This is a genomic window from Brevibacterium samyangense (genome assembly GCF_039529845.1).
Classification (GTDB): domain Bacteria; phylum Actinomycetota; class Actinomycetes; order Actinomycetales; family Brevibacteriaceae; genus Brevibacterium; species Brevibacterium samyangense.
Genome location: NZ_BAAANO010000024.1, coordinates 1 through 18,458, shown reverse-complemented (window position 1 = coordinate 18,458; position 18,458 = coordinate 1). Strand labels below are relative to the sequence as shown.

The window sequence follows — 18,458 nt, the reverse complement described above, 5'->3', positions numbered from 1 at the left end:
GCGAGTCCGTCGAGCGCCTCGCCGAGGACGTCGGAGACCGCGGCGTCGCGCGGGGCCGGGGCGATCCAGCGGTCGATCGCGGTGAGCATCTGGGCCCGGAGCGACCCGGCGATGCCGGGGTGGTCCTCCTTGCCGAGAACGCGGCTGTACGCCTTGAGGTAGTCCTCGACGGGAAGCAGCCCGTCGCGCATCGCGTTCCCGAGCGCCGACCACACGAGGGCCCGGTCCATCGGATCCGCGAATCGTTCGATGTTCCGCAGCGCCGTCTGCGTCGAGGCCTCGTCGAGGCGGATCTTCACGAAGTCGTGGTCGCCGTGATTGAGGAGGAGGACGTCCGGCACCGGGCGCCCGACGAGTTCGGGTACCTCCCGGGTGGCCCCGGTGAGGTCGAGCGGCCAGGTGCCGACGGCCTCGAACGCGGCGCCGTTCCGGACGAACCCGGTGAGGTCGAGGCGGTGCGGGCGCAGTGTGCCCGGGTTCTCGCCCGTGGCGTCGGAATTGCGCTGGGAGAGCGTCGCGGCGGAGACGACCGGGCCCTCACCCCCGCCGACCCGCGGGCCGGTCTCCACCTCGAGGGAGACCTCGGAGACCCCGGTCGTCCCGAGCCACGCCTCGGCCCAGCCGGCGACGTCCCGATCGGGAGCCGCGGACTCGAGCGCGGTGAGGAAGTCCGCGAGGGTCGTGTTCGCGTACGCGTGATCGCGGAAGTACCGGCGGCTGCCCTCCATGAAGGCGTCCCGTCCGACGAACGCGACGAGCTGTTTGAGGACGGACGCGCCCTTGGCATAGGTGATGCCGTCGAAGTTGAGGCGGGCCGCCTCGACGTCGGGGATGTCCGCGACGATCGGGTGGGTCGTCGGGTACTGGTCCTGCCGGTACGCCCAGTCCTTCCGGCGCAGAGCGAAGGTCACCCAGCCGTCGGTGAACTCGGTCGCCTCGGCGAGGGCGAGGCCGCCCATGTAGTCCGCGAAGGACTCCTTGAGCCACAGGTCGTCCCACCACTTCATCGTGACGAGATCCCCGAACCACATGTGTGCCATCTCGTGGAGGATCACGTTCGCGCGGGCCTCGCGCATCGTGCGGGTGACCTTGTCGCGGAAGATGTACGAGTCCGTGAAGGTGACGAGGCCGGGGTTCTCCATCGCCCCGAGGTTGTACTCGGGCACGAACACCTGGTCGTACTTGCCCCACGGGTACGGCACCTCGAACTGCCGGTGGAAGAAGTCGAGTCCCTGCTTCGTCACCTCGAAGATCGACTCCGCCTCCATGTGATCGGCGAGGGAGGCGCGGGTGAGGACCCGGAGTGCGATCTCCTGGCCCGTGACCGCGTCGACGTACGTGTCCTCCGCGCTCGCGTAGTGGCCGGCGACGACGCACGTGATGTACGAGGACTGCACCCGGGTCGGAGCGAACTCGTGGCGGAGTGAGGACGGGTCGTCCGGGAGGGGTTCGGGGGCGGTACCGGGGGAGTTCGAGAGCACCGTGAGGTCGGAGGGCGCGTCGACGGCGAACTCGAAGACGGCCTTGAGGTCGGGCTGGTCGAAGTTCGCGAACATGCGTCGGGCATCCGTCGGTTCGAACTGCGAGTACAGGTAGACGCGGTCGTCCGCGGGGTCGAAGAAGCGGTGGAGACCCTCACCGCTGCGCGAGTACGCCATCCGGGCGGTGATCTCGAGGACGTTCTTCCCCGCCGTGACCGGGAACGTCACCCGGGCGCCGTCGAACCGCCCCGCGGTGTCGAGCGCGACCCCGTCGATTTCCACTGCGAGGAGTTCCTCGGCGATGAGGTCGATGAACGTCTCCCCGGCCGCGGCCGCCGTGAACTCGACGCGGGACACGGACACGTAGGAATCCGCGTCGCGGTCCGTCGCGGTGCGCAGATCGAGGTGCACGCGGTACCGGGAGACCTCCAGCAGTTCCGCGCGGGCCCGGGCCTCGGCACGGGTGAGATTGGTCGTCATCGATACCTCCGCAGATCACGTGTACGCAGTGCGCACCAAGCATGTCACGGCTTCCGGAGCGGAGGTTTCGCATCCGTTTCCGCCCACCGGTGTCGGTCGTCCCGGGCGCTCACTAGACTTCCTGGTGAGCGGTGTGACAGAGAGGGAATCCGATGGACACGAGGCAGTGGCCCCGGCGGGCCGGTGTGGTCGCGGTGAACCGGGTCCGCCTGGGAGCCCGCCGGATCCGCACGAACTTCTCCCAGATCGTCCAGGTCGTCGGCGGCGCGACGCTCGCCTACGCGTTCTGCCATTTCGTCCTCGGTCACGAGTACCCGTTCCTCGCCGCGGTCGCCGCGGCGGTCGGCACCGGGGTCACGGTCGACCGACGCCTCCGCCGGGCGCTCGAGTTCGGGTTCGGGGCGACCGCCGGAGTGCTCTTCGGTGAACTCATGCTCCACCTCTTCGGTGGCGGGATCTGGCAGCTCGCCACCGTGATGTTCGTCGGCATCCTCCTCGGCATGATGCTCAACTCCGGTGGGCTCTTCACGATGCAGATCGGGATCCAGTCGATCTACGTCGTCACGGTGCCCCCGGGGCTCTCGGCGCAACCCTTCGACCGGACGACGGACGCGCTCATCGGGGCCGGGGTCGCCCTCGCGATGGCGCTCCTCGTCCCCAACGATGCCCGCAAGGCGCCCCGGGACCGGGCGGCGACGCTCCTGCAGGAGATCGCCGAGGTCCTCGCGCTGTGCGGGAAGGCCCTGCGCAATGCGGACTCCGACATGGCCGAGGACGCGCTCGCCCGGGCGCGGGACACCCAGAATCTCGTCGACTCGTGGCGCACCTCGATGACGATCTCCCTCGAGTCCACGCGCATCAACGCGCGCAATCGACGGTACGCACGGGAGATCCGGCGGATCGCGGAGTCCCTCGAGTACTCCGATCGTGCGATGCGCTTGGTGCGCGTCATCTGCCGTCGTGCCGCCTCGATGGCGGACCTCGGGGTGGACCGCCCACAGGTGGCGACGATGCTCGACCAACTCGGGCAGGGGGCCGAGGGCATCCGGGCCGCGGTCGCGCAGGGAGTCTCCCGCGCCTCGGCGCTCGACGTCCTCGTCGACGTCGCTCGCACCCTCGACCCCCGTCGCTCGGACCTCATCGACCTCAACGACGAGGCGTTCGTCCTCCTCCTGCGGCCCCTCGCCGTCGACCTCATGCAGGCCGGCGGTGCCACGGAGGACCGGGCGCAGGACGCCCTGCCCCCGTTGCCCGTCCCGCTCGCCTACACCGACCTCCTCGACCTCGTTCCCGAGGAGGACACGGAGAGCGCGCCCGAGGAAGCGGATCCCGGAGCCGAGGCGGTCCGCCCGGACCCGAAGACCCAGGAACCTCCCCGGCGCGATTGCTAGGCTGATCGGCATGATGTCGACCCTCGCCTCGGTCCAGAGCCTCGTCCTCACGGTGCTCATGATCGCGATCTTCGTGTTCTCCGTCGTCGCGTTCATCGACTCGCTCCGGTACTCCGGAGAGGTGTACCGCGCCGCGGACAAGAAGTCGAAGGGCCTGTGGTGCGGGATCCTCGGGGCGGCGGCCCTCGTGAGTTTCGTCGGGATGCCACCGATGAACGCGATGCCGATGTTCCTCTCCCTTCTCGCGGTCGTCGCCGCTGCCGTGTACTTCGTGGACGTCCGCAAGGCCCTCCGTTCCGTCGACCCCCGGTACCGGAACCGGTGAGCTCCTCGGAACCGGTGAGCGCACAGGGCACTCCCGTCCGCCGGGACCCGAACCGCCCCGGCCCGGACACGCACTACCTCTCCTCCTTCGGATCCGGCGACCCGGTCACGGTGTTCGCCCACGGGTTCTCCGGAGCGATCCGCGACACCCGCCCCTTCGCCTCGGGGATCGCCGGCACCCGGGTGCTCGTCAACCTCGGCGGGCACGGCGGCAGGCCCTCACCCGGACCGGACTGGACCTATACGACGGTGGCCACGCAACTCGCGGACGCCCTCGAACGCTCCCGTGCCACCCGGGCCCTCGGGGTCTCGATGAGCGCCGGTGGTCTCGCCCGCCTCGTGACGGACCGGCACCCGTCCGCCGGCTCCCTCGAACGCATCGCCTTCGTGCTCCCGGCGTCCTGGGCCGGATTCCCCGCCCAGGACGCCGAGCGCAACGCTGCCTACACCCGTACGGTGCGGGCCCGTCTGGCCGCCGGTGACCGGGAGGGTCTCCTCGCGGACCTCCTCGCCCGCGAACCCGCGAACGTCGCCGAGCTGCCGCCGGCCGTCTCGTGGGCCCGGGCGAAGGTCGACGCCCTCTTCGACACCGACATGGTCGACGGTGCGGGACTGAGCGAATGCGTCGCCGTCGAGGACCCGGCCGCCGCCGCGGACTTCGCCGGTGAGGTCCTCGTCCTCACCCAGGAGGACGACGCCGCGCACCCCGTGGAGATCGCCCGGGCCTACGCCTCCGCGTTCGCGAACGCGCACCTCGAGGTCCTCCCGGCCGGCAGCATCCTGTGGCACGGGCGGTCCCGCGTCCGGGAGATCCTCACCGCCTTCTTCGACGGCTGAGGCTCCTACATCGGACCGCTGACGGCTCCTACATCGGACTGCTGAAGGCTCCTCAGGGCGCCACGTGTTCCCACTCCACCGTGATCTCGCCGAGGCGCCACCGGGCTGGTGCGTGCGTCACCGGGACACCGGCGTCCCGGACGCTGCGGGCCATCGTCACCCAGCGCTGCCGCGCGGAGAGCGCGCCGAGGGAGGCCGCCCGGTCCCACCACCGATCGAGTTCCCGCAGGTACGCGTGGATCCGCTCCCCGGGCACGTTGTGGTGGATGAGCGCCTTCGGGAGGCGGTCCGCGACGTCCGAGGGGCGGTCGATGAAGCCGGTGTCGACACTGATCGTGAGGCTCTCGGGCGTCACCGCCGGGGGCGCGGCGTGCGCGAGGCGCTCGCCGAGGCCGGCCGCCGCGGGCCGGATCGTCACGAACACCTGCTTCCGACCGATCTCGTCGCACGTGCCCTCGACAAGCACTCCGTCCGGCGCGAGTCGGGCCGCCATGAGCGCCCACGCGGCCGCCACCTCGGACTCCTCGTACTGTCGCAGGACGTTCGAGGCGCGGATCGCGAGTGGACGCTCCCCGGCGGTGGTGCCCGACGGCACGGTGCCGGCCACGGGGACCTCGAACCCTCCGAGGGCGAACCCGAGGCCGGGGGCGACCCACGCCTCGGCCCCGGCCACCCGATCGGGATGGATCTCGAGGCCGAGCGTGCGCACCTGCGGGAAGTCGCGCCGCAGGCGGTCGTGGAGTTCGCGGGGCGTCACCCCGGTGGCGCCGTAACCGAGGTCGACGACGAGCCGGTCCGGATCCTGCCGGAGGACGGGGGAGAGGAGATGGAGCAGCCAGCGATCGACGCGACGCAGACGGTTCGGGTTCGTCGTCCCCCGGGTGATCGTTCCGGTCGGGGAGGTGGCACGGGGGCGGGCTGGCACCCCTCAAGGATACCGAGCGTACAATCGGACCTCGTGCGCATCGCTGTCCTGTCGCTCCACACCTCGCCCGCCGCGCAACCCGGCGCGGGCGACGCCGGTGGACTCAACGTGTACGTGGCCGCGACGACCGAAGCACTCCGGCGGGCCGGTCACGAGGTCGTCGTGTTCACGACGGCGCCGGAGATCCTCGAACCCCGCACCGAGCACCTGCCGTCGGGAATCCCCGTCCACGTCCTGCCGCGACACGCGGAGGACAAGGTGGCCCTCCACCGCGAGGTGCCCGCGCTCGCCCGTGCGATCGCCGCACACCCGGACTTCCGGGACACGGACCTCGTGTGGGCGCACTACTGGATCTCCGCCCTCGCGGCACTCGACATCCGCGACGGTTCCGCGACACCCGGCACCCCGCAGGTCGCCGTCACCTTCCACACGATCGGTGCGGTGAAGGACCGGGACACCGGTACCCCGGCCGAACCGCAGGTGCGGCTCGACGCCGAGGCGCGGATCGCCTCGGCCGCGGACGTCCTCGTGGCGAACACGCCCGCCGAGGCCGCGGACATGCACCTCCTCCTCGGAGCGGACCCGGACCGCACGCTCGTCGCCCCGCCCGGGGTCGACCTCCACACCTTCACCCCCGGGCCCATGCAGACGGCCCGTGCGGACCTCGGCCGCACCGCCGACGACCTCCTCGTCCTCTGCGTGGGCCGGATGCAGTACGTCAAGGGCACCGACGTCGCGATCGATGCGCTCGCCGCCCTGCGTTCCGACGACCCGGCGCTGGCCGCGCGGGTGCGTCTCGTCGTCCTCGGCGGAGCGTCCGGCGGTGTCGACGCGGCGGCGTTCGCGGAACTCGCCGGCGACATGGGCATCGCCGACCTCGTCGAGTTCCTCCCGCCCGTGCCCCCGCACGAGCTCGCCCGCTGGTACCGCGCCGCGGACCTCGTCGTCGTCCCGTCGCGCAGTGAGTCCTTCGGATTCGTTGCCGCCGAGGCGCAGGCCGCCGGTGTTCCCGTCCTCGCCACCGCCGTCGGTGGGTTGCCGCACGTGGTCGAGGCCGGCCGCACGGGACTCCTCGTCGAGGGCACCGATCCCCACGTCTGGGCGCAGGCGCTCGCGGCCCTGTTGCGGGATCCTGCGCAAAGGGCCAGGATGGGCGCCGCAGCACACGCCCATGCGGCCGTGTTCGACTGGACCACCTGTGTGGACCGTGTCCTCACCCGCATCGGCATCCGCGCACCCGAGAGCACCCGGAACGGAGAACCTCGTGACCGACACCACGCGCAAAGCTGAGTCGTCCGCGGCAGGAAAGAGCGCGGCGTCGACGCCGCTCACCCGCGGTGACGTCGACGTCCTGCCGGTGTGTGCCCGGCTCGTCGACTGGGCACAGGAACAGGACCTCGAGGTCGACGTGCTCGACCGCAATCAGGTCGTCGTCACGCTGCCGGGGGAGCGCAAGCTCAGGACGACGGTGTCGGTGCGGTTCGGTGAGCACGAGGCCGAACTCCAGGCCTTCGTCATCCGTCGGCCCGACGAGAATCTCGAACGGTTCTACGCGTGGCTGCTCCACAAGAACTCGAATCTCCACGGGCTCGCCTTCGCGATCGACGGCCTCGGCGACGTCTACCTCGAGGCGGCCGTTCCGCTCGCGGCGTGGAACGACGCCCTCGTCGACTCGCTCATGGGGCGGTTCCTCAGTGCCGCGGACGAGAGCTTCAACGAACTCCTCGTGCTCGGCTTCCTCACCTCGATGAAGAAGGAATGGGCGTGGCGGATCGCCCGCGGGGAGTCCACCCGGAACCTCGCGGCGTTCGAGAAGCTCCTCTCCGGCGAGGACAACGAGTTCCTCGGCACGTACTGACCCGTACGGTGGGAGCCGCCGCGCTCCGGGACATCTGCCAGAATGTGCCCATGACCTACAACCTCATCCTGCTCCGCCACGGCGAGAGCGAGTGGAACCAGAAGAACCTGTTCACCGGCTGGGTCGACGTCCCGCTCACCGACAAGGGCCGCGCCGAGGGCGCACGGGCAGGCGAGCTGCTCGCGCAGGCGGACCTCCTCCCGGACGTCCTCCACACCTCGCGCCTCAAGCGGGCGATCCTCACCGCGAACCTCGCCCTCGAGACCGCGGACCGTTCGTGGATCGACGTGAAGCGGTCGTGGCGCCTCAACGAGCGTCACTACGGTGCGCTCCAGGGCAAGAACAAGAAGGAGATCCGCGAGGAGTTCGGTGAGGACCAGTTCATGACCTGGCGCCGGTCCTTCGACACCCCGCCGCCGGAGCTCGACGACTCCTCCGAGTGGTCGCAGGCGAACGATCCCCGCTACGCGAACCTCGGTGACGCACTGCCGCGCACCGAGTGCCTCAAGGACGTCATCGTCCGCATGCTGCCCTACTGGTACGACGCGATCGTCCCGGACCTGCAACTCGGCCGCACCGTCCTCGTGACCGCGCACGGCAACTCGCTGCGCGCGCTCGTCAAGCACCTCGACGGGATCTCCGACGAGGACATCGCCGGCCTCAACATCCCGACCGGTATCCCGCTCCACTACGAGATCGGTGAGGACCTCATGCCGACCGGTCCGGGGAAGTACCTCGACCCGGAGGCCGCGGAGGCCGCGATCGGGCAGGTCGCGAACCAGGGTCGCTGAGCGCCGGAACCGCGTCGTCCGGCGTCGCACCGGAACACCGAACGGCCCCGACATCCTCGTGATGTCGGGGCCGTTCGGTGTGCGCGGCGGAAGGGTCAGGCCGTCTTCGTGGTCTGTGCTCCCGCGGTGCCCTCGTCCTTCGCGGAGAGCTCGGGCGAGAACGAACCGGTGAGGAGGTACTCGACCTTCTGGGAGACGTTGACGGCCTGGTCGCCGAAACGCTCGTAGTAGCGGGCGAGCAGCGTGACGTCCGCGATCTGCGAGGGCGTCACCACGGACATGTCGGCCTCCGCGATGAGCGTGAACACCCGGAGGTGGAGCTCGTCGAGTTCCTGATCGATGTTCGAGATCATCGGCACGGCGCCGAGGCCCGGGTTCTCCAGGAGCTGGACCATCGACACCGCGATGCGGTGCGCGGACCGGCCGAACTGGAGGAAGACGTCCTCGAAGGGGGCCGGAAGGGCCGGCTTGGGGTGGCGGATCCGGACCTGCGAGGAGATGTGACGGGCGAGGTCGCCCATCCGCTCCATCGCGACGCTCATCTTGAGCGCGGCGATGACGACACGGAGGTCGACGGCGACCGGGGCCTGGAGGGCGAGGAAGGTCGCGGCCTCCTTGTCGATCTCCGCGACGAGGATGTCGATGACCGAGTCGGCATCGATCACCTTCTCGGCGAGTTCGAGATCGTTGTTCTGGAGCGACTCGTTGGCATTGTCGATCGCCTCGAGGACCTTGTTCGCCAGAGCGATGAGATCGGCGGAGATGGTGTCGAGTTCGTTCTTGAAGACTTCACGCATGACACGTCAGTCCTTTCGCGAGTGCGGGCGTGGAGGCAGTTCGCCCCCACGGTTCCAGTACCGGGTGAATCGTTCCTGTCCATCGAGTGAACACTTGCGCAAACTCTATGTCGTCCCGCCAATTTCCGTACTATGGCGGTTCGCGCCCCGTTTAGAGTTGATCCGTGGATCTGTTGGTCGTCGCCGTACTCACGGGAGTCATCGGGCTCGGACTCGGGATCGCGGGAATTCTCGCATACCGGTTCTCCGAGCGCAGTCGCGACTCCGCGGACTTCCACTCCGAGGGGGATCTGCCGGACGGGATCGCCGAGGTCCTCGCGGTCCTCCCGAGCGCCGCCATCGTCATCGACGCCGGCAACGACGTCGTCAAGGCCTCGCCCGCCGCGTACACCTACGGGCTCGTGCGCGGCCACATGCTCTCCTCGACGGATCTGTCCGAGGTCGTCGAGCGCGTGCGCGTGCGCGGCCTCATCGAGGAGGTCCACTTCGAGCAGAAGCGCGGCGCGGACGCCCGCCACACCCGCTACCTCCATGCGCGGGTCGCCCCGCTGGGCACGACGTTCGTCCTCGTCCTCTGCGACGACCAGACGGAGGCGCGGCGGCTCAACGCCGTCCGGCGTGACTTCGTCGCGAACGTGTCCCACGAACTCAAGACACCGATCGGTGCGATCTCCCTCCTCGCGGAGGCCGTCACGGACTTCGCCGACGATCCGGAGGCCGTCGAACGCTTCGGTGGTCGCATGCAGCAGGAGTCCAAGCGTCTCTCGCAGCTCGTCCAGGAGATCATCGATCTCTCCCGCGTTCAGGACCACGAGGCGCCCGGGAACACGGAGACCGTGCTCATCTCGTCCGTCATCGAGGACGCCGTCGACCGCGCCCGCACCCAGGCGGAGGCGAAGAACATCACCGTCCAGGTCGCCACGGGCGGCGACTGGTACGTCGAGGGCAGCTACGAACTCCTCGTGAACGCGGTCCGCAATCTCGTCGACAACGCGATCAACTACTCGAACGAGGGCACGCAGGTGGGGATCGGCGCGAAGCTCGACGACGAGCGCATCGCGATCGCCGTGACGGACCAGGGGATCGGCCTCAGCACGGAGGACACCGAACGCGTCTTCGAGCGGTTCTACCGGGTCGACCCCGCCCGCTCCCGGGTCACCGGCGGCACCGGCCTCGGGCTCTCGATCGTCAAACACATCGTCGCCACCCACGGCGGGGACGTGCGGGTGTGGAGCAAACTGGGTCAGGGTTCCACGTTCACCATCGTGCTCCCGCTCGCCCGCCCCGACCACGTCGACGCACCGCACGACGCCGCACTCGAGGCGGCCGCGCAGTCGGGCATCCTGCTCGACGGGCCGGCCCACGAGGCGACGGGCGCACCCGCTCCGGACCGCCTCGGCGAGGCGCCGGAGACCACCGACTCGACCATCCCGACCGAAGAACAAAGGAAGCAGACGACGTGACACGCATTCTTCTCGTCGAAGACGAGGATTCGATCTCGGACCCGCTCTCGTACCTGCTGGGCAAGGAGGGCTACGAGGTCACCATCGCCCCCGACGGTGTCGAGGCCCTCGCCGAGTTCGACCGCGCCGGCAGCGACCTCGTCCTCCTCGACCTCATGCTTCCGGGCGTCCCCGGTACCGAGGTGTGCCGGCAGATCCGCGCGAAGTCGAACGTGCCGATCATCATGCTCACCGCGAAGGACTCGGAGATCGACAAGGTCGTGGGCCTCGAACTCGGTGCCGACGACTACGTGACGAAGCCGTACTCCTCCCGTGAGCTCCTCGCCCGGATCCGGGCCGTCATGCGGCGCAATGCGGAGCCCGAGGGTCTCATGGAATCGATCATCGAGGCCGGTGGCGTCCGGATCGACGTCGACCGCCACGTCGCCTCGGTGCGCGGCGAGGAGCTCCAGTTGCCGCTCAAGGAGTTCGAGCTCCTCGAGATGCTCGTGCGGAACGCCGGTCGCGTCATGACCCGCGGCCAGCTCATCGACCGGATCTGGGGGCAGGACTACGTGGGCGACACGAAGACCCTCGACGTCCACATCAAACGCCTGCGGGCCAAGGTGGAGGTCGAGCCCTCGGAGCCCGTCCTGCTCGTCACCGTGCGCGGCCTCGGATACAAGTTCGAGGCCTGAGCGGGGCACGCACACTCCCCGTACCTCACTCGGACACGAGGAAGGCCCCCGGCACGAGCCGGGGGCCTTCCTCGTGGGGCCGCGCGATGAGCGCGGTGTTGCGTGGGTCCGTCGTCAGTGACCGGCCTCGGCAGACTCCTCCGCGTGGGCGTCCTCCGTGGTGGCCTCCGCGCTCGGGGTCTCCTCCGGGACGGTCGACTCCGGCTCGAGCTCCTCGTAGTAGGGGAGGGCGCCGTTGAGCACCTGCGTCTTCACGACCTCCGAGGTGCCGTTCACGGTGACGTCGACGTCGACCTGCGAACCGACGATGCCGTCGTAGTCGGTGACGACGAGCGGCTCGGTCGACCGGGAGTTCTCGTTCTCCGGGTTCTGCACGACGGTCTCACCCGCGGCGACCTGGAAGGACTCGTCCGCGCTGCCGACGGAGATCTCGACCTGTGCCGGCTCCGGAGAGTTGTTCGTGACGGAGTAGAAGAACTGGGCCTCGTCGTTGTTGTTCGCGATGAGGAGGAGACCGCGGACGTCCACGTCGTCGATCGTCGTCCACGCACCGTCGCCACCGTTGTACTGGTATTCGTGGGTCTGCTGTGCGGAGAGCAGCGCCGCACAACCGCTCATGGGGATTGCAAGAGCGACTGCGGTGGCAGCGAGTGCGAGACGCGAAAGCCGTTTCACGGTGAAGGCTCCTCGGAGTGGCTAGACAGAAAAAGTACAGATTCCCCGGTTATGTTACCCGTTTTTCCACCGCCCGTAGAACCGATCCCGGAGGCCCCGGTCCGTCGCCGGAGAGGTGCCCGTCCGTCGCCGGAGAGGTGCCCGGAGCGCCTCGTGATCGACCAGGTCGGGGTCGGCGGACGGGTGCGGCGCTGCGTGGGGGTGCTCACGCAAGGCGCATCACAGTCCGGGTCGGATCCGCGAGATCTCGCGTCATATCACGTCGTGCACGCGAAACCTACGGTCTCCTGTGGCGTGGCTCATGGTAAACTGGAGATCCGCGAAAGGGGTTCAGGAGAATATGAGTTTTCAGGTCGGCGACACCGTTGTTTATCCCCATCACGGGGCGGCTACCGTGCAGGAGATCAAGACCCGCACCATCAAGGGTGAGGACAAGCTCTATCTCAAGCTTCAGGTCTCGCACGGCGATCTGACAATCGAGGTGCCCGCCGAGAACTGCGACCTCGTGGGAGTCCGCGACGTCGTCGGCGAAGAAGGCCTCGAGAAGGTCTTCCAGGTTCTCCGTGCCGAGAACTGCGAGGAGCCCACCAACTGGTCGCGCCGGTACAAGGCGAACCTCGAGAAGTTCCAGTCCGGCGATGTCATCAAGGTCGCCGAGGTCGTGCGTGACCTCTGGCGCCGCGAGCAGGACCGCGGCCTCTCCACCGGTGAGAAGCGGATGCTCGCGAAGGCCCGCCAGGTCCTCGTCTCCGAACTCGCTCTCGCGGAGAAGAAGGCCGAGGAAGAGGCCGAAGCCCTGCTCGACGAGGTCCTCGCGTCCTGAGTACTTGCGTCGTCGTCCCGGCCGCAGGGTCGGGGACCCGCCTGGGTGCCTCGGTGCCCAAGGCATTCGTTCCACTCTCCGGGGAACCTCTGCTCTCACACTGCATCTCCGGAACACTCGCCTCGGGTGTGGCCACACGGATCGTCGTGGCCGTCCCCGAGGCGCTCGTGCGTGAGGCCCGGGTACTCGCCGATCGGGCGGCCCGGGAATCCGACGCGGATCCGGCACTCGTCGACATCGTCGTCGGCGGTGCGGATCGCATCGAGTCCACCGCGCGCGCTCTGGCCCGAGTCCCCGAGTGCGAACACGTGCTCGTGCACGACGCGGCCCGCGCTCTCACCCCACCGGCGGTGTTCCACCGCGTCGTCGCCGCACTCGAGGCCGGCGCCGCAGCCGTCGTCCCCACCCTCCCGGTCACCGACACCGTGAAGCGCGTCCGCACAGGACGGGGTGCAGACGCACAGGTGGACCCGGGCACCGCCGGCGAGGAGCTCGTCGGCGACCTCGACCGGAACCTGTTGCGCCGCATCCAGACACCCCAGGGGTTCGCTCGTGCGGTCCTCGAGGAGGCCCACGCACTGCAGCGCCGCGATCCCGACCCGGCCGCGACCGACGACGCCGGGCTCGTCGAACGCGCCGGTCACACGGTCGTCGGCGTACCGGGCGACGAGCGGGCCCTCAAGATCACGTACCCGATCGATCTCGCCATTGCTGCGTTCCACCTCGAGGAGGAGCCTGTATGACCGCCGGAGCATCCACCCCGTCCGAGGCGGGAGTGCAGCACCCGTCGGTGCCGTTGCCGCAGGTGGGGATCGGTGTCGACGTCCACGGATTCTCCCCGGACCCCGAACGCCCCATGTGGCTCGCGGGTCTGCTGTGGGACGGCGCCGTGGGACTCGACGGCCATTCGGACTCCGACGTCGTCGCACACGCGTGCTGCGACGCCCTGTTCTCCGCGGCCGGGATCGGTGACCTCGGTGCGCACTTCGGGACGGACCGGCCGGAGCTCGCCGGCGCCTCGGGGGCCACGCTCCTCGCGGAGGCCGCGCGCCTCGTCCGGGAAGCGGGATTCACGATCGGGAACATCGCCGTCCAGGCGGTGTGCAACACCCCGAAGATCGGCACGCGCCGCACCGAGGCCCAGGAGGTACTGAGCGCCGCCGCCGGAGCCCCCGTCATGCTCTCCGGCACGACGACCGACGGGCTCGGGCTCACCGGCCGGGGCGAGGGAGTGTCCGCGATCGCGACCGCCCTCGTGTACCCCACGGCGTGAACGAGAGAAACGGAACGCACGATGGCGAAGAAGAAGTCCGGGCGCGGTGCGCCCCAGGTGGTCGACGAGTTCGCGCTCGGGGACAAACAGTTCCGGGTGACGAGGTCGGGGGACACCTACGCATACGAGTGGACGAATCACCCCGAGAAGCTCGGCTTCGAGTCCGCCGGTGCGATGAAGGGCAAGGTGGACCACCGCATGGTGGTGCGCGCGTTCCTCTCGATGCTCGATCCGGAGACCGAGCAACTCCGGCGGGACGAACTCTGACGGGCCACCCCGGCCGGCTCTCGTGGGCCCTGTGTGCCCGCGTAATCCCCGGGAAACCTCCCGTCCCTAGGGTGCTTCCATGGTGACCATCGAACCCATGGCGGACCGACACGCCGGCGACGTGCTCCGCATCTACGGCCAGGGAATCGCCGGCGGCACGGCGACCTTCGAGACCGAGGTCCCCTCCTGGGAGGACTTCCGCGGCAAGAGGATCCCCGAGCTCGGATTCGTCGCGATGGGCGACGAGGCGGTCCTCGGGTGGGTCGCTGCTTCTCCGACCTCCACCCGCCCGGCCTACCGGGGTGTTGTCGAGCACTCGGTGTACGTCGACACGGCGGCCCACGGCCGAGGTGTCGGCCGGCTTCTCATGAACCACTTCCTCGCGCAGGCGGATGCCCTCGGTTACTGGACCGTGCAGAGCTCCCTCTTCCCGGAGAACGAGGCGTCCCGAGCGCTCCACCTCGCCACGGGTTTCCGCGAGGTCGGGCGGCGCGAACGCATCGCGCGGCACGGCGGCACCTGGCGCGACACGATCCTCGTGGAACGCCGCTCGCCTGCCGTCGACTGAGGGCGGGCGAGCGGCTGCGGTGCTCTCGGGTGCCGCCGTCGGTGCCGGAAGGCGGACCGGGGATGCTGCCGGGTCCGGTGGGGCGCCTCGGCGGCGGTATCGGTCATTCCGGGCGGTGCGGCAGGATGACCTCGTCGAAGACCCGCTCGGCATAGGGGCGGAAGTCGATGTCGCCAGGGGCGTACCACTCGTCGAAGTCCTCGAGCGTGCCGCCGTCGGTGATGCCGAGGTCCTCCTGGACGATGCCCTCCCACTTGTCCGAGAGCGCGGTCATCTGCTCGATGACGTCCTCCGGCAGACGGCCCTCGTCGATGAGGTCCTGGACGAGCTGGTCCTGCACCTCGGAGATCGTCCGCTCGGCCTCGGGGTCGAACTCCGTGATCGTGCCGCCGGAGCTCTTCGCGTCCACGACCGCCTGGAGTCCGGCGTCGACCGTGTTGAGGATGTTGCCCTCGAACTCGTCGAGCGAGGCGTCGAAGATGATCTGCTGGTACGCGAGCGGCAGGGTCTCCCACTTCGACCCGAGGAGGTGCGCGGCCGTCGCCGACCCCGTCATTCGCGCGTTCGCGAAGTGGGCGAGGTGCGGGGCCGCGGTCATGATCCCGGTCGACCCGGCGACCTGGGGCTGGACGAAGGTGCAGTCGACGGTGCTGCGTTCGAGCGCTTCGAAGGTCTCCGGGTACTCGAGGGAGACCGGTGAGGCACCGAGTGCCGGAACGATCGCCGCGTGGGCGGAACCGGCGATCCGTATGATGCGCCCGCTCCAGTCGTCGAGCGAGGAACCGGGGCTCGTGCAGGCCGTCCAGTAGTCACCGGAGACCATGAGGGCCGAGAGCGGAGTGAGGCCCTTGGACTCGAACTCCTCGAGGAGTTCCTCGCTGTTCCACCCCCACTCGGCCATGATCGCCTGGTTGATCGCCTCGCCGGCCATCGGTGAGGCGGGGGAGTACTGGGTGATCTTGTTGTACGCATCCATCACCGGGAACTCCTCGGGGAAATAGACCGCCGCCTCGAAAGCGAGGTCGATGCGCCCGTCGACGAGTGCGTCCTCGACCTCTGCATGCGGTGCGATCGACTGTCCCCATGCGGGTTGGACGTCGATCTTGCCGCCCGAACGCGTCTCGATCGCCTCGATGAGTTTGTTCGCGTTCTGCGCGGTCGGGGAGTTCGGGCCCGAGGCCCCCGGTTGGAAGACGAGCGTGACGGGTTCGAGATCGGCGATGAGCGCATCGACCTCCTCCTGGGGCGCGCCGAAAGCGAAACCCTCACCGCCGGACTGGCCACCACCGCCGGCGCCGCCGCCGGCACTTCCGGCGCAGCCGACGAGGAGGAGAGCGAGAGCTGCCGAGGCGCCCACGCCGAGGACGGAACGGAGCCGTCGGGGTCCGTGCGTGGGGGAGGGCGATGCAGGGTGTTCGGATGTGCTGCGCACGTGATTCTCTGGGGACATCACTGGGCTCCTACGTCATTGTGGAAGGCCGGGCGATCGGACGTCCTTGTCCGATTGAAGGCGACCTTAACGAACGTTCGGCGCAAAGTGAATGCGTGATTCCGCACCCCGGGAATCGCTCACCCCGGAGCGAGGCGGCTCACGGCTTCCTGAGTGCGCAGTCGTTCGAGGCGCGCCGCCTCGAGATCGAGCAGCATGTCGTACGAGGCGCTGCCGATGACGACCCGGTGCGGCACCTCGGCGGTCGCGCCGGCGTCCGCCGCGGCGAGGACGGCCTCGGCCGCGGTCTCCGGCGCCGGCCCGGCCTCGTCACCCCACATCCCGGCGAGCTGTCGGGCAGACCGACCCGGACGTCGATCCGGGCCTCCTGCAGGACATGCTCCTGGGCCCCTTCTTCCGCCGGCGGTTGCTCCGGACCGGCCCGCTCGACGAGTCGTTCGTCGACGGGCTCGTCGACGCGGCGCTGCAAGCGGAGGGAGCGGTCGGTCCCGGAGGTGAGCCCTCGCCCCGCCGGTCGGGACGGTGACACGAGTGCTCCGGGCGGACCCGGGGCGGACCGCTCAGGTGAGCGCGTCGATGCCGCGGCGGGAGGCGAGGACGCCGAGCCCGTAGAGGACCGCGGTGAGGGCGAAGGTGAGGAGCATCTGCGTGCGGATCGCCGGCACCGTCATGCCGAGCACGACGACCGCGGCGACGCAGGCGAGCGTGAACCACGACACGTACGGGAAGAACCACATCCGCACCGGCAGCTCGGTGCCCTCCCTGCGTGCCCGGTAGTGCAGCACGAGGTGGGAGACGATCGTGCACACCCACGTGACGATGAGCGTCGAACCGACGACGCTGAGCAGCATGCCGAGGACCGCCTCGCCCCAGAAGTAGTTGAGCAGCACGGCAACGAACCCGAATGCCGAGGTGCCGAGCACGGAGACGACCGGGACGCCTCGGGTATTGGTCCCGGCGAACAGACGGGACGCGCGGCCGCGGCCGACGAGCCCGCGCTCGGCGAGCGAGAACACCATGCGGGAACCGCCGTAGAGATTCGCGTTGAGCGAGGAGAGCAGCGCGAGCACGATGACGAGCCCGAGGGTGGCGGCGACCGCGGGCAGTCCCGCGACGTTGAGAACGGCGACGAAGGGCGCCGAGTGCAGATCGGGGTCGTCCCAGGGCATCGCGAGCACCATGATCGCCACAGACCCCATGTAGAAGAGCACGATCCGCCAGACGATGGCCCGCGTGGCCTTCGCGACCGAGTGGGCCGGCCGGGAGGTCTCGGCCGCGGCGATCGCGACGATCTCCACCCCGCCGAACGCGAACGCGACGATGAGCAGTGCCGCAGCGACGCCACTGACGCCGGTCGGCATGAACGGGGTTTCGGTGAGGTGGGTGAGGCCGGGGGAGTCGCCGGGGGTGAGCCCGAGGAGGAAGAGGACACCGAGAACGAGGAAGACGACGACGAAGCCCACCTTCACGAGGGAGAACCAGAACTCGAACTCCCCGAATTCGCCGACGGCGGCGAGGTTGATCCCGGTGAAGAGCAGCATGAAGGAGAGGGCGAACACCCAACTGGGGACGATCGGCACGAGCTCCGAGAGGATCTGGGCGGCGGCGATCGCCTCGGCTGCGACGACGAGGCACATCTGGATCCACCACAACCAGCCGGTGGCGAACGCGGCTGGTGCACCAAGTGCCTTGCCCGCGTAGTAGGAGAACGCCCCGGGGTTCGGGTCGGCGGCCACCATCTCCGCGAGCATCCGCATGACGCAGATGACGATGAAGCCCGCGATGACATAGGCGAGGAGTGCTGCCGGGCCGGCGGCGGCGATGACACCGCCCGTTCCGACGAAAAGCCCTGTACCGATCGCCGAGCCCAGGCGCATCATGACGAGATGCCGGGGCTTCATCGAAGCCTGGAGCGATGTGTGGCCGGGATCAGACATGTGGCAACCTTCCTCGAACGCGAACGGATGCGCCGGGAGCACGGACGGCTCCGACGGGTTGCATGCGGAGAGCGCGCGGTACGGGAGAGCCCGGAGCAATGCTCGAGCGCGGGCCCGCAGCACGCAACCGTGCCATCCTAGGCCCCGGCGTTCGCCCCTGCCGCGGGACGTGGTGGAACGGGCCGCACGATTCCGCTCGGGCCCGGGGACGGGATGCTTTTCGGAAGAGTGGTGGGCGTCACGATGAAAAGTGCCCCTTTCGAGTTGCGGGGCTGTTTCACCGTGGTCTAGAGTAGTTACTCGTTCGCCCCGCGCCGGGGAGAACGACAACAACAGCCTCAACCAGGCAACCGGCAGGGTGTTTCTGCTGGTGAGAAGGTTGATGAGCGTCTGTTCTTTGAGAACTCAATAGCGTGATCATTGATCGTGATGATGCCGTTT

At 69.3% G+C, this 18,458-nt stretch carries 20 protein-coding genes and 1 pseudogene; 14 read left to right on the top strand and 7 right to left on the bottom strand.

Annotated features, from left to right (window positions below; translation table 11 throughout):
* Positions 1–1,961, bottom strand: a 1,961-nt coding sequence (gene pepN / locus ABD172_RS12345) for an aminopeptidase N (protein WP_344310061.1), incomplete at its 3' end; no start/stop codon positions are given.
* Between the two features lie 152 nt (positions 1,962–2,113).
* Here pepN and ABD172_RS12340 point away from each other — a divergent pair.
* From ABD172_RS12340 to ABD172_RS12330, 3 genes are read left to right on the top strand one after another with little or no spacing between them, the layout of a single operon-like run.
* Positions 2,114–3,352 carry an FUSC family protein gene (locus ABD172_RS12340; RefSeq protein WP_344310059.1) on the top strand — a complete coding sequence of 413 codons (1,239 nt, stop codon included), beginning with the start codon at positions 2,114–2,116 and terminating at the stop codon, positions 3,350–3,352.
* A gap of 10 nt (positions 3,353–3,362) precedes the next feature.
* Positions 3,363–3,677, top strand: a complete 315-nt coding sequence (locus ABD172_RS12335; RefSeq protein ID WP_344310057.1) for a DUF2516 family protein — start codon at positions 3,363–3,365, stop codon at positions 3,675–3,677.
* Positions 3,674–4,513, top strand: coding sequence for an alpha/beta fold hydrolase (locus ABD172_RS12330; RefSeq protein ID WP_344310055.1), 840 nt, complete (start codon positions 3,674–3,676; stop codon positions 4,511–4,513). The genes ABD172_RS12335 and ABD172_RS12330 overlap by 4 nt, the downstream gene beginning before the upstream one ends.
* Positions 4,514–4,565: 52 nt before the next feature.
* On the opposite strand, the gene ABD172_RS12325 is transcribed toward ABD172_RS12330, so the two are convergent.
* Positions 4,566–5,438, bottom strand: a complete 873-nt coding sequence (locus ABD172_RS12325; protein WP_344310053.1) for a class I SAM-dependent methyltransferase — start codon at positions 5,436–5,438, stop codon at positions 4,566–4,568.
* 33 nt (positions 5,439–5,471) lie between these two features.
* Here ABD172_RS12325 and ABD172_RS12320 point away from each other — a divergent pair, with 33 nt between their 5' ends.
* The 3 genes from ABD172_RS12320 to ABD172_RS12310 are packed head-to-tail and all read left to right on the top strand — an operon-like array spanning position 5,472 to position 8,087.
* Positions 5,472–6,728 carry a glycosyltransferase gene (locus ABD172_RS12320; RefSeq protein WP_344310052.1) on the top strand — a complete coding sequence of 419 codons (1,257 nt, stop codon included), beginning with the start codon at positions 5,472–5,474 and terminating at the stop codon, positions 6,726–6,728.
* On the top strand, positions 6,703–7,296 hold the full coding sequence (locus tag ABD172_RS12315) for a YbjN domain-containing protein (RefSeq protein ID WP_344310051.1): 594 nt from the start codon (positions 6,703–6,705) through the stop codon (positions 7,294–7,296). Before ABD172_RS12320 ends, ABD172_RS12315 begins: the two co-directional genes overlap by 26 nt.
* A gap of 50 nt (positions 7,297–7,346) precedes the next feature.
* Complete coding sequence (locus ABD172_RS12310; RefSeq protein WP_344310049.1) at positions 7,347–8,087, top strand: phosphoglyceromutase; 741 nt, start codon at positions 7,347–7,349, stop codon at positions 8,085–8,087.
* 95 nt (positions 8,088–8,182) lie between these two features.
* On the opposite strand, the gene phoU is transcribed toward ABD172_RS12310, so the two are convergent.
* Complete coding sequence (phoU, locus tag ABD172_RS12305) at positions 8,183–8,884, bottom strand: phosphate signaling complex protein PhoU (RefSeq protein WP_344310047.1); 702 nt, start codon at positions 8,882–8,884, stop codon at positions 8,183–8,185.
* Positions 8,885–9,048: 164 nt separating this feature from the next.
* On the opposite strand from phoU, the gene ABD172_RS12300 reads away from it, so the two are divergent.
* On the top strand, positions 9,049–10,347 hold the full coding sequence (locus ABD172_RS12300) for a sensor histidine kinase (protein WP_344310046.1): 1,299 nt from the start codon (positions 9,049–9,051) through the stop codon (positions 10,345–10,347).
* Positions 10,344–11,024 carry a response regulator gene (locus ABD172_RS12295; RefSeq protein ID WP_344310045.1) on the top strand — a complete coding sequence of 227 codons (681 nt, stop codon included), beginning with the start codon at positions 10,344–10,346 and terminating at the stop codon, positions 11,022–11,024. Before ABD172_RS12300 ends, ABD172_RS12295 begins: the two co-directional genes overlap by 4 nt.
* A 114-nt stretch (positions 11,025–11,138) precedes the next feature.
* On the opposite strand, the gene ABD172_RS12290 is transcribed toward ABD172_RS12295, so the two are convergent.
* Entirely contained in the window at positions 11,139–11,699 is a 561-nt protein-coding gene (locus tag ABD172_RS12290) for a hypothetical protein (RefSeq protein WP_344310044.1), read from the bottom strand.
* A gap of 340 nt (positions 11,700–12,039) precedes the next feature.
* Here ABD172_RS12290 and ABD172_RS12285 point away from each other — a divergent pair, with 340 nt between their 5' ends.
* From ABD172_RS12285 to ABD172_RS12265, 5 genes are all read left to right on the top strand, one after another.
* Positions 12,040–12,522, top strand: a complete 483-nt coding sequence (locus tag ABD172_RS12285) for a CarD family transcriptional regulator (protein ID WP_344310043.1) — start codon at positions 12,040–12,042, stop codon at positions 12,520–12,522.
* On the top strand, positions 12,519–13,265 hold the full coding sequence (ispD, locus tag ABD172_RS12280) for a 2-C-methyl-D-erythritol 4-phosphate cytidylyltransferase (RefSeq protein ID WP_344310076.1): 747 nt from the start codon (positions 12,519–12,521) through the stop codon (positions 13,263–13,265). The genes ABD172_RS12285 and ispD overlap by 4 nt, the downstream gene beginning before the upstream one ends.
* Positions 13,262–13,795, top strand: coding sequence for a 2-C-methyl-D-erythritol 2,4-cyclodiphosphate synthase (gene ispF, locus ABD172_RS12275; protein WP_344310042.1), 534 nt, complete (start codon positions 13,262–13,264; stop codon positions 13,793–13,795). The genes ispD and ispF overlap by 4 nt, the downstream gene beginning before the upstream one ends.
* Before the next feature lie 21 nt (positions 13,796–13,816).
* Positions 13,817–14,062, top strand: a complete 246-nt coding sequence (locus tag ABD172_RS12270; protein ID WP_344310041.1) for a hypothetical protein — start codon at positions 13,817–13,819, stop codon at positions 14,060–14,062.
* A gap of 79 nt (positions 14,063–14,141) precedes the next feature.
* The gene (locus ABD172_RS12265; protein ID WP_344310040.1) at positions 14,142–14,630 is read left to right on the top strand and encodes a GNAT family N-acetyltransferase; all 489 of its coding nucleotides are present in this window, start codon (positions 14,142–14,144) and stop codon (positions 14,628–14,630) included.
* A 103-nt stretch (positions 14,631–14,733) separates the two neighbouring features.
* Here ABD172_RS12265 and dctP read toward each other — a convergent pair whose 3' ends face one another.
* A complete protein-coding gene (gene dctP, locus ABD172_RS12260; RefSeq protein WP_344310039.1) occupies positions 14,734–15,987 on the bottom strand; it encodes a TRAP transporter substrate-binding protein DctP in 1,254 nt (417 codons plus the stop codon).
* A gap of 212 nt (positions 15,988–16,199) precedes the next feature.
* A complete protein-coding gene (locus tag ABD172_RS12255) occupies positions 16,200–16,400 on the bottom strand; it encodes a hypothetical protein (protein ID WP_344310037.1) in 201 nt (66 codons plus the stop codon).
* A gap of 20 nt (positions 16,401–16,420) precedes the next feature.
* Here ABD172_RS12255 and ABD172_RS12250 point away from each other — a divergent pair.
* Positions 16,421–16,606: pseudogene (locus ABD172_RS12250) on the top strand (TetR-like C-terminal domain-containing protein); the annotation flags it as partial.
* Positions 16,607–16,640: 34 nt separating this feature from the next.
* Here ABD172_RS12250 and ABD172_RS12245 read toward each other — a convergent pair.
* Entirely contained in the window at positions 16,641–18,017 is a 1,377-nt protein-coding gene (locus tag ABD172_RS12245) for an amino acid permease (protein ID WP_344310036.1), read from the bottom strand.
* Positions 18,018–18,458: the final 441 nt, after the last annotated feature.